The 13,873-nt window shown below is 65.4% G+C and carries 13 protein-coding genes; 9 read left to right on the top strand and 4 right to left on the bottom strand.

Annotated elements, in window-relative coordinates:
- Nucleotides 1-11: 11 nt before the first annotated feature.
- Both A7X65_RS10435 and A7X65_RS10430 read right to left on the bottom strand, forming a co-directional pair.
- Nucleotides 12-1,178 carry a TAXI family TRAP transporter solute-binding subunit gene (locus A7X65_RS10435; RefSeq protein WP_063684433.1) on the bottom strand — a complete coding sequence of 389 codons (1,167 nt, stop codon included), beginning with the start codon at nucleotides 1,176-1,178 and terminating at the stop codon, nucleotides 12-14.
- Between the two features lie 270 nt (nucleotides 1,179-1,448).
- The gene (locus A7X65_RS10430) at nucleotides 1,449-1,670 is read right to left on the bottom strand and encodes a biotin/lipoyl-containing protein (RefSeq protein WP_063684430.1); all 222 of its coding nucleotides are present in this window, start codon (nucleotides 1,668-1,670) and stop codon (nucleotides 1,449-1,451) included.
- A 94-nt stretch (nucleotides 1,671-1,764) separates the two neighbouring features.
- Between A7X65_RS10430 and A7X65_RS10425 the strand changes: the two genes are divergently transcribed.
- From A7X65_RS10425 to A7X65_RS10405, 5 genes are all read left to right on the top strand, one after another.
- Complete coding sequence (locus A7X65_RS10425; protein ID WP_063684428.1) at nucleotides 1,765-2,739, top strand: IclR family transcriptional regulator; 975 nt, start codon at nucleotides 1,765-1,767, stop codon at nucleotides 2,737-2,739.
- On the top strand, nucleotides 2,669-4,228 hold the full coding sequence (locus A7X65_RS10420) for an acyl-CoA carboxylase subunit beta (RefSeq protein ID WP_063684425.1): 1,560 nt from the start codon (nucleotides 2,669-2,671) through the stop codon (nucleotides 4,226-4,228). The genes A7X65_RS10425 and A7X65_RS10420 overlap by 71 nt, the downstream gene beginning before the upstream one ends.
- Nucleotides 4,229-4,543: 315 nt before the next feature.
- Nucleotides 4,544-5,971 carry a TadE/TadG family type IV pilus assembly protein gene (locus A7X65_RS10415; protein WP_063684422.1) on the top strand — a complete coding sequence of 476 codons (1,428 nt, stop codon included), beginning with the start codon at nucleotides 4,544-4,546 and terminating at the stop codon, nucleotides 5,969-5,971.
- Nucleotides 5,972-5,980: 9 nt separating this feature from the next.
- Nucleotides 5,981-6,538: a TadE/TadG family type IV pilus assembly protein gene (locus tag A7X65_RS10410; protein WP_063684419.1), complete on the top strand. Its 558-nt coding sequence runs from the start codon at nucleotides 5,981-5,983 to the stop codon at nucleotides 6,536-6,538.
- Nucleotides 6,539-6,549: 11 nt separating this feature from the next.
- The gene (locus tag A7X65_RS10405) at nucleotides 6,550-7,206 is read left to right on the top strand and encodes a TadE/TadG family type IV pilus assembly protein (protein WP_063684416.1); all 657 of its coding nucleotides are present in this window, start codon (nucleotides 6,550-6,552) and stop codon (nucleotides 7,204-7,206) included.
- Nucleotides 7,207-7,227: 21 nt separating this feature from the next.
- Here the strand turns inward: A7X65_RS10405 and A7X65_RS10400 are convergent, their stop codons facing one another.
- Nucleotides 7,228-8,190 (bottom strand): LysR family transcriptional regulator, encoded by a 963-nt coding sequence (locus A7X65_RS10400; RefSeq protein WP_063684413.1) that lies wholly within the window; start codon nucleotides 8,188-8,190, stop codon nucleotides 7,228-7,230.
- A 125-nt stretch (nucleotides 8,191-8,315) separates the two neighbouring features.
- On the opposite strand from A7X65_RS10400, the gene A7X65_RS10395 reads away from it, so the two are divergent.
- From A7X65_RS10395 to A7X65_RS10385, 3 genes are read left to right on the top strand one after another with little or no spacing between them, the layout of a single operon-like run.
- Nucleotides 8,316-9,275, top strand: coding sequence for a hydroxymethylglutaryl-CoA lyase (locus A7X65_RS10395; protein ID WP_063684410.1), 960 nt, complete (start codon nucleotides 8,316-8,318; stop codon nucleotides 9,273-9,275).
- On the top strand, nucleotides 9,272-10,486 hold the full coding sequence (locus tag A7X65_RS10390) for a CaiB/BaiF CoA transferase family protein (RefSeq protein WP_063684408.1): 1,215 nt from the start codon (nucleotides 9,272-9,274) through the stop codon (nucleotides 10,484-10,486). The genes A7X65_RS10395 and A7X65_RS10390 overlap by 4 nt, the downstream gene beginning before the upstream one ends.
- Before the next feature lie 47 nt (nucleotides 10,487-10,533).
- Nucleotides 10,534-11,529: a Bug family tripartite tricarboxylate transporter substrate binding protein gene (locus A7X65_RS10385; protein ID WP_063684405.1), complete on the top strand. Its 996-nt coding sequence runs from the start codon at nucleotides 10,534-10,536 to the stop codon at nucleotides 11,527-11,529.
- A 114-nt stretch (nucleotides 11,530-11,643) separates the two neighbouring features.
- On the opposite strand, the gene A7X65_RS10380 is transcribed toward A7X65_RS10385, so the two are convergent.
- Nucleotides 11,644-12,819 (bottom strand): patatin-like phospholipase family protein, encoded by a 1,176-nt coding sequence (locus A7X65_RS10380; RefSeq protein ID WP_063684403.1) that lies wholly within the window; start codon nucleotides 12,817-12,819, stop codon nucleotides 11,644-11,646.
- 225 nt (nucleotides 12,820-13,044) lie between these two features.
- On the opposite strand from A7X65_RS10380, the gene A7X65_RS10375 reads away from it, so the two are divergent.
- Nucleotides 13,045-13,827, top strand: a complete 783-nt coding sequence (locus A7X65_RS10375) for an acetoacetate decarboxylase (RefSeq protein WP_063684401.1) — start codon at nucleotides 13,045-13,047, stop codon at nucleotides 13,825-13,827.
- The last annotated feature ends 46 nt before the right edge of the window (nucleotides 13,828-13,873 follow it).

Genomic DNA, 13,873 nt, shown 5'->3' with positions numbered 1-13,873 from the left:
CAATTGGTGGGCTAGTCCTCGAAGCCGTTCGGCATGCCGGCCTTGGCGAGCGAAGCGGCGCGCGCCTTCATCCAGCCGTCGAGGAAGGCCTTGTCATCCGAGGGCGGATTGGACTTGCCGTAATCGGCCCACGCGGCAGCGAGCACCTCCTGCCGCTTGATCAGATTGTTATTGTGCGTCTCCTGCGCATCGGACCATTGGCCGGCTTCCTTCAGCGCCTTCACCGCGCCGGGATGCACCGGCACCACCCAGTTCTTGGTCTGGCGGTCGGCGGCAAGGCCGCCGGCACCGGGCGCGGAGTCCTTGTAGGCGTCGTAGTTCACGATCATCGCTTTCGTGATCGCATAGATCTGGTCGGCCGGCTGCGCGGCATAGGCGACGAAGATCGGGTAGGGGTAGTTGCCGAGCTCGACCGGCTTCTCCGGCGAGATGCCGGCGCCGCAGGTTGCTGTTTGCGGGAAGAAGAACGAGCCGACCTTCTGCATCCGCGCCCAGCCCTCCTTGTCCTTGGCCGGCAGCGGCGGCCAGATCAGCCCGCGCGGGGAGGTCTCGGCTTCCTTGGCGGGCCCGGTGATGGTGGTGCCGAAGGCGGCATCGACGTCGTTGTTGACGAGGCCCTTCCACATCGCGCCGTAGCTGGCGAACTCGACCGCCTTGACGTCCTTCTGCGTCAGGCCGGCGAAGGCGAGCACCGCGAGCGAGTTCTGGTTCAGCGCGGGCGAGCCGACCACGAAGCCGACGCGCTTGCCTTTCAGGTCCTTCAGGTCTTTCACTCCGGTGTCGGCTGCGACGCCAAGCGAACCGCAATTGCAATCGACCGTCGAGAGCAGGATCTGGAGCGGCTGCGGGCCCCATTCCCTGGAGCCGAACTCGAACACGCCTTCCTGCGCGAAATAGGTACCCGATCCCATTGCGGAGGAGGCCGCGCGCTTGGCGCGCAGCGGCGCGAGGCGGGCGACGTCGTTGCCTGCGGGCAGCACGCGCACGTCGGTGCCGAACTTGTCCTTCATCATCTTGCCAACGCCGACCGCGATGTTGAAGCCGGCGGTGCCGGTGTCATAGGCAGTGAAGGTCAACGTCGCCGGCAGCTTGACGTCTTCGGCGAGCGCATAGCGTGTAGACGCAAAAGAAATGCCCGCCACCAAGGCAGGCGCGAGCACGAGCAGCCCACGAAGCATGTTTCCCTCCCATGATCCTCGCTTTGCCGCGAAGATTTTCATTCTTTGTTTGAAACAGGTTTTGTTGAATCAGATCATGTCATCGCCATCAAGCCATGGCAACGCCGTACCTCGAACAGGGCAATGAGCCAGACAGATTGTCGCGTGCCCTGGCGACGATGGAGCGCCTGGCCCATGGTTCGAGACGCGCCGCAAGAACAGTCCTCATCCTGAGAAGCCCGCGGAGGGCGACGCAAAGATTGCGCAACCAAGGCTGCGACATATGCATGCTCAGTTCGCGACGATCGCGATCGCCTGTCCCTCGGCAACGACGTCGTCGAGCTTGACGAGCAGCGATGTGATCGTGCCGTTCGCGGGCGAGGGCACGGGTATCTCCATCTTCATCGCTTCGACGACCACAACGTCGTCACCATCCGCGACGGTTCCTCCAACTTGCACGGGAGTTGCGCAGATGCGCCCCGCGACTTCGGTGACGATCTTTATTTCTGGCATGCCATCGCCTTTTTGTTGTCGTCGCAAAATGCCTGAGGTAGCGTCGTCTGCAAGTGGAATTTAATTCCGCAGAGCGGAACAAACGGTAGGGATCATGGGACGACGTTCGGAGCGGTTGAGTAGGCAAGGTGCGCTCGCTGGCGAAGCCGGCGAGGGCGATGTCATCCAGGTGGTGTCGCGCGCGTTCGACGTGTTGCGATGCTTCGAGGGCCACGACAGCAGGCTCGGCAATCTCGAGATCTCGAACCGCTGCGGGCTGCCGCGTTCGACGGTGTCGCGGCTCACGCACACGCTGACGCGCATGGGGCAGCTCGTTTATCTGCCGCGTGACCAGAAGTATCGCATTGGCCCGAGCGCGGTGGCGATGAGCGCCTCGATGATGAAGGGCGCGCAGCTGCGCAGCATGATCCGCCAGCGGCTGCAGGAAGTCGCCGAGCAATTGCCCGGCACCGTCGGCTTCGTCGTGCCCGACCGCTTCCATCTGGTCTATCTCCAGTTCGCGCGCTCGGCCTCTGCGCTCGGCCTGCACGAGGGCACCGGCAGCCGCATCTCGATGGCGTCGACTGCGGCGGGCGCGGCCTACACCGCGGCACTGGCGCCGGAATTCGGCGATGCCTTCATCGCGGAGATGGAGCGCGAAGCGCCGGAAGCTGCGAAGATCCTCAAGCCCCGCATCGAGGCCAACCGGCAGTCGCTGCGCGAGCGCGGCTATGTCGTGGCCTGCGGCCTGTGGAGCCCGCACATCAACGGCCTCGCGGTGCCGATCTGGTCGCCGCAGTACCAGACCTTCGTTGTCATCACGATCGGCCTGCTCTCGGCGATGTATGACGAGCAGCGCCTGCATGACGAGGTCGCGCCGCTGATGCTTACGCTCGGCCGCTCGCTGGGCAGCCTGATGGAGGGCGCCGAAGGCGATGTCTTCAGCAACCGCATCTCGCGCAAGCCGGTCGCAATGGCCGTGCACAACAATAACAAGCCGATCAATTCGGAGGGAGTGAATGAACTGGAAGCCGGAACTCGACGAGCTCGCCCGGCGCGAAGCCTTCGCGCGGGAGATGGGCGGCGTTGACAAGGTCAAGCGACAGCATGACCAGGGCCGGCTGACTGTTCGGGAGCGTATCGACAAGCTGATCGACAAAGGCAGCTTCCACGAGATCGGTGCCGTCTCCGGCATCGGTGAGTACGATACCAGCGGCGATCTGAAGAAACTGACGCCCGCGAACTGCGTGTTCGGCCGCGCGCGCGTCGACGGCCGCACCGTCGTCGTGGTCGGTGACGATTTTACGGTACGCGGCGGTTCGGCCGATGCGTCCATCTCGGCCAAGCCGCTCATGGCGGAGGAGATGGCGCACGACTTCCGCCTGCCGATCGTCCGCATCATCGAGGGCTCCGGCGGCGGCGGCTCGGTCAAGACCATCGAGACCAAGGGCGCGGCGAATTTGCCGGGCGGCATCGGCGGCACGCGCTGGTATCGCTTCACGACGGAGAACCTGTCGCGCGTCCCGGTGGTCGCGCTCGGTCTCGGCTCGGTCGCGGGATTGGGCGCCGCGCGCCTCGCCGCCAGCCACTATTCCATCATGACGCGGAAGTCCGCGATGTTCGTCGCGGGTCCGCCGGTGGTGAAGGCGCTGGGGCAGGACCTGTCGAAGGAGGAGCTCGGCGGCGCCGACATCCAGACCCGCGCCGGCGCGGTCGATCATGCCGTCGATACGGAAGAAGAAGCCTTCGCCTGCGCCCGCCGCTTCCTGTCGTACCTGCCGTCGTCGGTCTACGAGCTGCCGGCGACCTTGCCGTGCGCCGACAACCCCGAGCGCAGCGACGAAGCGCTGATGAACGCGGTGCCGCGCAACCGCAAGCAAGTCTACAAGATGCGGCCCATCATCGAGTCCGTCGTCGACAAGGGCTCGTTCTTCGAGGTCGCCAAGAATTTCGGCAAGCCGATCATTGTCGGTCTCGCGCGGCTCGAGGGCCGGGCGGTGATGGTGCTCGCCAGCGACAGCTTCCACTATGGCGGCTCCTGGACGGCGGATGCCTGCCAGAAGGTGGTGCGCTGGGTCGACTTCGCCGAGACCTTCCATCTGCCGGTCGTCTATCTCATGGACTGCCCCGGCTTCATGATCGGCCTCGATGCCGAGAAGGCCGCCACCATCCGCCACGGCGTCCGCGCCATGGCCGCGGTCAACCAGACCACCGTGCCCTGGTGCACCGTGATCCTGCGCAATGCCTTTGGCGTCGCCGGCGTCGTGCATCAGCCGGCCGACCGCTTCTCGATCCGCTACGCCTGGCCGTCGGCCTATTGGGGCTCGCTGCCGCTGGAAGGCGGCATCGAAGCTGCCTACCGTGCCGACATCGATGCGGCCGAGGACAAGGCGGCGAAGCTGGAGGAGATCCAGGATCGCCTCAACAAGCTGCGCTCGCCGTTCCGCTCGGCCGAGAAGTTCTGGGTCGAGGAGATCATCGATCCCCGCAAGACGCGCTCGCTGCTGTGCGAGTTCGCGCGTCTGGCCGAGCCGCTGCGAAAGGCCGGTCCGCCGGAAAACATGACGATCCGGCCGTAAGGGCGGCGCTCGCGGCCGTTCCCGATTTCACCCACGCTTCCGGCCCTTTTCCGGGTTTTCCCGGGAGTGCAGCACCCATCGCTGCAATCTCCGGGAACCCGTTTATTTCGCGTTAATGATGCCCCCCCAATAAGACACGTCTCAATTTGTTGCGGTCCATGTTTATGGGTTGCCCGTAAGCGTTGATTAAGAAGCCCCTCCTCATATTCCGCCCGTGACGAGGCGTGGAATGGGCCGAAAATCCCGCAAATCGCCCCGATCACACGAGTTCAGGGAAAGTGTCGCTGCCGCAACGACGGCAATCAGGATAGGGCCATGCTCCGCCGCGCAGTGTTTCGTTTCGCGAGAGACCGGAACGCCAACGTCGCCATCATCTTCGCGCTGGTGATGGTCCCCACCATTTTCCTGCTCGGCATGGCGCTCGACTATACGCTGGCGATGCGCCAGCGCGAGCAGCTGAACGCGGCCGCCGACGCCGCGGCGATCGCGGCCGTCCGGCCGGCCATGCTGACGCAGACCGACACCGCCGTGGTCAAGGCCACCGCAGAAGCCGTGTTCGCCGCCAAGGCCAACCTTCCGGGCCTGTCGGCGACGCCGACGCCGACGGTCACCGTCACCGATACGGGCCTCGCGCGCAGCATCACGGTTTCCTACACCGCGTTGTCCGTCAACAATTTCCCCGGCGTTCTCGGCCAGCAGACCTGGAAGATCGGCGGCTCCGCGACGGCCAAGGCGTCGAGCGCGCCGAACATGAATTTCTACCTGCTGCTGGACGACTCGCCGTCGATGGCGATCGCTGCGACGCAGACCGACATCAACAACATGATCACGGCCACGAAGAACCAGCCTTCGGGGTCCAAGAACTGCGCGTTCGCCTGCCACGAGACCAACCCGTCGAAGGACAGCGGCGCGACATCCTCGACCAAGGACAACCTTGCGATCGCGCGCGCGAACAACATCACGCTGCGCATCGACCTCGTGCAGAATGCCGTCACGCAATTGATGGTCGGACCCTGGACGTGCCCGCAGTCGGGTGTGACGGGCGGCGTCATGCAGTGCATGGCCGCGCTCAACAACACCACCTACAAGGCCGCGATCTACACGTTCGACTATGGCCTGAACACGATCCAGACGCTGACCACTCCGACCACCGCCGGCACGAAGATCTCCAACATCCAGCTGATGACGGTCGACCACCAGAACTGCATCTTGACCAACAGCTCGGGCGCTTGCGTCTACTCGACCGACTACGGCACGGATATCTCGGGCGGGTTGACGGGCGTCAACACCGTGATGCCGGCGCCGGGCACAGGTACCAACCAGGCGGGCGACACGCCGCAGGAGGTGGTCTTCCTCGTCACCGACGGCGTCGAGGACAAGCTGATGCCGAAGCCGGGCACCTGCGACTCGGCCGCCACCTATCCGCTCCCGACGGGCAGCACCTCGACCGTGCGCTGCCAGCAGCCGCTCGACACGACGATCTGCACCACGATCAAGAACCGCGGCATCCGCATCGCGGTCCTCTACACCGAGTATCTGCAACTGCCGACCGACAGCTGGTACAACAGCCGTATCGCGCAATTCAACAATCCGTCCTCGTCGACCGGCACGATCGCGACACGGCTGCAATCCTGCGCATCGCCCGGCCTGTACGCGAGCGTGCAGACGGGCGGCGACATCTCCGCGGCGCTGACCAACCTCTTCATCAAGGTTGCGTCCAGTACGGCCAGCCTCGTGCAGTAAGGAGCCGCCATGACCGCACCGCACGCCGCAACGACGAAGAGACGCCGCAGCCGCTTCGCCGCATTCGCCCGGGACAGCAAGGGCGCCACGGCCGTCGAGTTCGCGCTGGTCGCGGCGCCGTTCCTCGCCCTCATCATCGCGCTGATCCAGACCTTCCTGGTGTTTTTCGCCCAGGAGCTGCTCGAATCCGTCGTGCGTCAATCCGCGCGGCTGGTCATGACCGGCCAGGTGCAGTCGGCGCAGATGAACCAGGCCGCGTTCAAGCAGAAGGTCTGCGATCAGATCACGATCTTCTTCAACTGCAGCGGCATGATGGTCGACCTGCAGGTGGCCACGTCCTGGTCCACGGCGAACACGGGTGTGCCGACCCTGGCGTTCGACGCCTCGGGCAACGTCACCAACACCTGGCAATTCAGCCCCGGAGATGCGGGCGATATCGTCATCCTCCGGGTGATGTATGTCTGGCCGGTGGTCCTCGGGCCGCTCGGTTTCAATTTGTCGAACCTGTCGAATGGCAACCGGCTGATCATGGCATCCGCCGCGTTCCAGAACGAGCCATCCTCTTAAAGGAGCCAGTGATGATTGCCGGCCTGTCGTCTCGCCTGCGGCACCTGTGGACCGACGCTCGCGGCGTTGCAGCGACGGAGTTCGCCATCGTGTCGCCGTTCATGCTGGTGCTCTACATCGGCGGCGTCGAGCTCGGCAACGGGATGGCGATGAACGTCAAGGTCACGGCGACCGCTCACAGTGTCGCCGATATGGTCTCGCAGAACACGCAGGTCACCGCCGCGCAGATGACCGGTATTCTCGCGGCGGCGAGCTCCATCATGGCGCCGTACCCCGTCAAGAACGGCAGCAACTCGCTGATCACGATCACGGTCTCGGAGGTCTCCACCGACAGCAACGGCAACGCGACGGTTCAGTGGAGCACGTCGACCAACTCGTCGGCGGCGAGGACCAAGGGGCAGCAGATGACGCTGTCGTCCTTCACGGCCGACCCGAAGAACCCCACCAACGCCAACATCTCGCTGATCCTGAGCGAGGTGTCCTACGACTATACGCCGAACCTCGGCTACACCATCAGCGGCACCGTGAAGCTGAGCGACAGCTACTATCTCTTCCCGCGCTGCTCGACCAACAGTCCGGCCACGTCCAGCTTTCCCTATTATGACGTGAAGTATCCGGCGACGGCGACGTGCACCTGCACGCAGCATCTGCAGCAGAAGACCTGCTAGGGCGCGATCCGGAAACAATCCTCAGACGGCGGGGCCGGGGCGTCTGCGTTGCCGTTCGCTCCCTTTCGCGGGCCATCGCCGTTCGTTCACGGCTGCGCGGACGACCTCCGTCACGGTGTTGCGGACTTCGAGGAAGGCCTTGGTCTGCGGCCGGTCCGCGAGAGCGACCAGCGCGAGCGAACGCGACAGCGCGGGATCGACGATGCGGCGGGCGTGATATTTCTCCGCAGCGATGTCGGCAAGCACCGTGGCGCGGGACAGGATGGCGCATCCGAGTCCGGCTTCGAGCGCCATGCGCAGTGCCGACAGCGAGTCGACCTCGAGCGTCGGGCTCGGGACGATCTGGTTGCGCAGAACCTGGGTCTGGATGATGGCGCGCGAGGCCGGTAGCGGCGTCAGCCCGAGCACGCTCTTCTGTGGAATGGCGGAGAAGGCAATCGGACCGGAGGATCGGCCGATCAGGCTGGGATGCCCGACGAGGAAGAGATCTTCCTCATGCAGCCACTCGACGTCCAGCCGGGCATCACGCGGCGGATTATAGGCCAGCGCGAGGTCGACCGTGCCGGAGAGGACGCGCTCGATCAGCGCAGGTGACAGCGCCTCGATGATCGTCAGATGCACCCCCGGGGAGTGCTTGCGAACTGCCTTCATCAGGTCAAGTGCCACCATCGCGATCGCGGTGTGACTGAGGCCGAGGCTGACCGGTCCGGTCGCCGCCTCGTTATAGGTCCGCACATCCTCCTCGGCCTTGCCGAGGCTCGCCAGCACCGCGCTGCCATGTTCGTAGAGCCGGCGTCCGGCCGGGGTCAGGGCGATGCCGCGCGGCCGCCGCTCCAGCAGCTTCACGCCGAGGTCGGCTTCGAGCGTCGCGACGTGATGGCTGAGCGCGGACTGCGCGATGTTGAGGGTCTCCGCCGCCCGCGACAACACGCCGGCGTCGGCGATCGCGATGAAATATCTGATCTGCCGCAATCCGAGCGCCATGGTGCTGCTCCCTGATCGATCTAATTATCAGATGATAATGATCTTCATATTATATTTGTCAGATGTCGGCTTGCCCGGCAAGCTCCGGCCAGAACCAACAAGAGCGGCTCCGGGAGTGTTGCGGCATGGACCTGCCGAGCAGGATCGTCATCACCGAGGAGGGACCGCGCGAGGGCTTCCAGATCGAGCCCGGGCCGATCGCGACCGCGGACAAGATTGCCTTGATCGATGCGCTGTCGGCGACCGGCCTGACGCGCATTCAGGTGGCTTCTTTCGTCAATCCCAAGCACGTGCCGGGCTGGGCGGACGCCGAGGCGGTGGTTGCGGGATTCAATCCGCGTGCGGGCGTTGCGTATTCGGCGCTCTGGTTCAACGACAGCGGACTGCAGCGTGCCCTGGCGTTCAAGGACCGGCTCGCGCTTGCGGGCTTCATTTCGCTGAGCGCCTCCGAACCGTTCGCGCTGCGCAATCTCAACCGCGATCGCGCCGGGCAGATCGAGGCGATGCGAAACTATGTGCGCGCGCACCGCCAGGCGGATGTGCCGGTTGCCAAGATCATCGTCATGGCCGCGTTCGGTTGCAATTTCGGCGGCGACGTGCCGGCGGCAAAGGTGGTCGAGACCGTGTCTGATGGCCTCGCGATTGCGCGCGAAGCCGGCGTCGAGGTACGCGAGGTTTCGCTCGCGGATTCCATGGGGTGGGCCACCCCGCGGCGGGTGGCTGAGGCGGTCGGGGCCGTTCGCGACCGCTGGAGCGATCTGCGGATCGCGCTGCATCTGCATGATACCCGCGGCCAGGGCATCGCCTGCGCCTATGAGGGCCTACGGCTTGGCGTCACCGCCTTCGATGCCGCGGTGGCAGGGCTTGGCGGCTGCCCGTTCGCCGGCCAGCCGGGTGCGCCCGGCAACATCGCTACCGAAGAGCTGGCGCTGCTGTGCGAGGAGATGGGCATTGCGACCGGCATCGACATCGAGGCCCTGATCGAGGCCGGGCGGCTTGCCGAGCGGATCGTCGGACACCGGCTGCCGAGTGCCGCGCTGCGCTCGGGCACGCTCGCGGCGTTGCGGCGGAGGGCGGGCGCATGACCTCCGCAAAGCCGCTCGCCGGGCTGAAGGTGCTGGATTTCGGCCATACCATCATGGGGCCGTGCGCGGGCGTCCTGTTCGCCGATCTCGGCGCGGACGTGGTGAAGATCGAGCCGGTCGACGGCGACCCGACCCGCCGCCTGCCGGGCTTCGCAGCCGGCTTCTTCGCGACCTACAACCGCAACAAGCGCTCGATCGCGATCGATCTGAAGCGACCGGAGGGGCAGGCGATCCTGCACCGGCTGGTGAAGGACGCCGATATCGTGCTGGAGAATTTCGGACCCGGGACGATCGAGCGGCTGAAGTGCAGCTGGGACGATCTGCGCAAGGTCAATCCGCGGCTCGTGTACCTGTCGATGAAGGGCTTCCTGAAAGGCCCTTACGAGAACCGCGGCGCGCTCGACGAAGTCGTGCAGATGCAATCGGGCCTCGCCTACATGACCGGGCCGCCGGGCCGGCCGCTGCGCGCAGGCGCGCCCGTGATCGACATCCTCGGCGGCGTGTTCGGCGTCGTGGCCGCATTGTCGGCGCTGCGCGAGCGCGATGTCACCGGCATGGGGCAGAAGGTCTCGAGCTCGCTGTTCGAGAGCGCGACCTTCATGCTCGGCGCGGTCGTGGTCGGCAGTGCGGTGATCGGCGGGCCGATGCCGCCGATGCCGGCCCGCAAGAACGCCTGGGGCGTGTACGACGTCTTCACCGCGTCGGATGGCGGCCAGGTCTTCATCGGATGCACCTCCGACGGACACTGGCAGCGCTTCTGCGACGCGTTCGGCTTCGACGACTGGCGCGATGATCCGCGGCTCCTCGGCAACGCCAATCGCTGCGAGGCGCGTGAATGGATGCTTCCCGAGCTGGAGCGGCGGATCACGCGACTGCCTCTCGATGAGATTCTCGCCAGATGCGAAACGGCCCGCGTGGCCTATTCGCGGGTGGGGCGGCCGGACGAGCTGTCGCTCGATCCGCATCTCCTCGCCAATGGCGGCCTGCTTGCGACGGCCGTCGCCGGATTTGGCGGCGGACCGCTGGTTGGAATTCCGGCGCTGCCCGTCGAGTTCGGCGACGCGCGCGACCGGCCCGGCCTCGAACGCCAGCCGCCTCGCGTCGGCGAGCACACCGACGACATCCTGAGTGCGGCCGGATATTCGGCCCGCGAGATCGCCGATCTCCGCGCCGCCGGCATATTGGGCGCGACCGCGAACGTGTCTGCCTAGCAACAAGTGTGGCCCAGCCACCGTCTGTAACAGGGAGGGAAGGGATCATGATGTCCCACATGCTGCTTCGTTGGACGGCGCGTATTCCGGCAGTCGCGATCGCGCTGCTTGGGCTGGTTGCGATGGTCGGGCCCGCGGGGGCGCAAGCCTATCCCGCACGGACCATCACGATCCTGGTCGGCTATTCCGCGGGCGGCCAGGCCGACGCGCTGGCGCGGATCATCGGCAAGCAGCTCGGCGAGACCTTCAAGATCTCCGTCGTGATCGAGAACAAGACCGGCGCCAACGGCATGATCGCCGCGCAGGCGGCGGCGCGGGCGGAGCCTGACGGATACACGGTTCTGATGGTGACGGATGCGATGCTCACCATCGATCCGCACCTTGCCTCCAGCAATCATTTCGATCTCTCGAAGGCGATGGAGCCGGTCGTCAGTGTCGCCTGGTCGCCGCTACTGCTGGCCGCTGCGAAGGACGTGCCGGCCAACTCCGTCACCGAGCTCGTCGCTCTCGGCAAGCAGAAGTCGCAGCAGCTCAGCTTCGGCAGCTCCGGTGCTTCGACGCCGCATCGCCTCGCCGGCGAGATGCTGCAGAAGTCCGGCGGATTCACCATGACCCACATTCCCTACAAGGGAACGGCGGCGTCGGTGAACGACCTGCTGGCCGGGCAGATCCCCCTGATCTTCGGCGCGCCAACGGCCGTGGAGCCGCTGGCGACGGCGGGCCAGATCAAGCTGCTCGGCGTCACCTCCGAACAGCGCTACCCGCTGCTGCCGGGCGTGCCGGCCATCAGCGAGACCTATCCCGGCTTCAGGATCATCAGCTATATCGGGCTGATGCTGCCGAAGCAGACGCCGGCGCCGGTGATCGCCGCTCTCAACAAGGAGATCAACACGATCCTGGCGACCGAGACGATGCGCACATGGCTCGACAAGCAGGGTATGATCGCAATGGGCGGCAGCCAGGACGACTTCAAGCGCCAGATCGATATCGACTACAAGGAACGGGGCGAACTGGTCCGCACGCTCGGCATCACGGGCGAGTAGGGCAGGTGTTTTGCCCGACGGGTCAAATGACCAGGGCGCACGCACTAAGCCATTGATCCGCCACGCCCGCTCTACTGTGCATGGGGTTGTTTTCGAACTTTTTGTTTGAGAGCGCTACGCGCTCTCCGTCTCCCGGTGCACGTCGTGCACCACGAGGCCCATGCCTTCGTCCGGCATCTTGATCCAGTCGCGGCGCTTCAGCGTGCGCTTGGTGTCTTCATAGCCGCTTGTCCAGTGCTCGCGCATCGAGGTGCCCGAGAACTCGTGGTCCTTGGCGTCGCCCTCGTAGGCCTTCTGCTGGTAGATCAGATGCAGGATCGCGATCTCCGGCATGTGGCAGAGGCTCGCCTTCAGCTTGCGTTCCTCGTCGGAGAGCTGCTCGTCGGGGAGCTTCGCCAGCGCCTTGTAGAGCAGGACCTTGAGATTGTGGGTGCGGCGATAGACGTCGGTGTTGTGGCGCGTGCGCGAGGAATACATGATGTCCTTGTGGCGGGCCATCACGTCCTGGATCGAGCGCGGCAGCACGCCGCGTGCGCTGAACAGGTCGACCTGGAAGACGAGGGAGTTGAGCGCATCCTCCTGGTCGAGCAGGTGCTGCAGCGGCGTGTTGGAGACGATGCCGCCGTCCCAGAAATGATCAGTGCCGATCCGCACCATCGGCAGCGCCGGGGGCAGGGCGCCGGAGGCCATGATGTGCTCCGGCTCGATCTCGTCATGGGCGTTGTCGAAATAGATGAAGTTGCCGGAGAGCACGTTGACCGCGCCGACCGCGAAGCGGACCTTCTTCTCGTTGATGAGATCGAAGTCGACGAGCTCGCGCAGGCTCTCCTTCAGCGGCATGGTGTCGTAATAGCTGGTGGCGGTCCTGGCGCCGACCGGGCTGAACCAGGGATTGACCTGGTGCGGGGTGAAGAAGCCGGGCTGGCCCATCGCCGACGTCATCCACGCGCTGGTGAGGTTGCGCCACTGCCGGAAGACGTCGCCGTCGGGCGTGTAGTGCCAGATCTTGCGGTTGGTGATGCGCTCCCAGAAGATGCGCAGCGCCTCCAGCCGTTTCTCCGGCTTGTTGCCGGCGATGATGGCGGAGTTGATGGCGCCGATCGAAACACCGCAGACCCAGTCGGGCTCGATGCCGGCCTCGTGCAGCGCCTGGTAGACGCCGGCCTGGTAGGCGCCGAGCGCGCCGCCGCCCTGCAGCACCAGCGCGACGCGGTCGCAGCGCTCCGGGCGCCATCCGCGCGCGGGTGGCTGATGGCTCTGATAGGTCGGTTGCGACGTGCGGGCGTCCATGGCGATGCCTCCTGCCTATCCTGAACGATTGCGTCGCGCGGTGACGGCGTGATGACAAAGTGAGCGCGGATGCATCGCCCGCATGCAGGGTGGCCGCGGCGGGAATGAGGGAGGTCGTTGCGCTGACTGAAATCGGTCACATCGTAGTCAATGACGGCGGCTAGCAATTTGCAGTACGCTTGATCTGCCGGGCCGAGATCACAGACATCACACAGGAGAGTAGCGATGCGCAGGGAAGACGTGCTGAGACTTCCGTCCATGCCGGCGGCGGGGCCGAGCTATCCGGCCGGGCCCTATCGCTTCGTCAACCGCGAATTCCTCGTCATCACCTACGAGACCGATCCGGAGTTGATCCGCGCCGGCCTGCCCGAGCCGCTGGAGCCGATCGAGCAGCCCATCGTGCACTATGAATGGATCAAGATGCCGGACTCCTCCGGCTTCGGCAGCTACACCGAGTCCGGCCTCGTCATCCCCGCGCGCCTCAACGGCGAGGAGGTCAACTTCGTCTCGCAGATGTATCTCGACGATGATCCGCCGATCGCGGCCGGCCGCGAGATCTGGGGCTTCCCCAAGAAGTACGCCCATCCCAAGCTCGAGATCGTCAAGGACACGCTGACGGGCACGCTGGAATATGCCGGCCAGCTCGTCGCGATGGGCACCATGGGCTACAAGCACGAGAGCATGGCCGGCAACGGCGATCTCACCCGCGCCACGCTGTCGAAGACGCAGGTGAATCTGAAGATGATCCCGGGCGTCGACGGCCGTCTCGAGGTCTGCCAGCTCGTTGCGATCAACCTCATCGACATCGTGCCGAAGGGCTCCTGGATGGGACCCGGCCGGCTGCATCTGGTGCCGCACGTCAACGCACCGGTCGCGGACTTCCCGGTCCGCCGCTGCCTCGGCGCGCATCACTACATCGCCGACCTGACGCTGCCGTTCGGCCGCGTCGTGCACGACTACGTCAAGGAGGCGGAAGCGATCGCCGCGACGGGGATGGCCGCAGAGTAGGGCGTCATCATCAAACTGTAACACTGGCGTAATTGAGTATCCGCGA

Origin of the sequence: Bradyrhizobium stylosanthis (genome assembly GCF_001641335.1) — a bacterium.
In the GTDB taxonomy this organism is placed as follows: Bacteria; Pseudomonadota; Alphaproteobacteria; order Rhizobiales; family Xanthobacteraceae; genus Bradyrhizobium; species Bradyrhizobium stylosanthis.
Note: the sequence above shows the minus strand (reverse complement) of the source record. Positions and strands in the feature narration are given on the sequence as shown.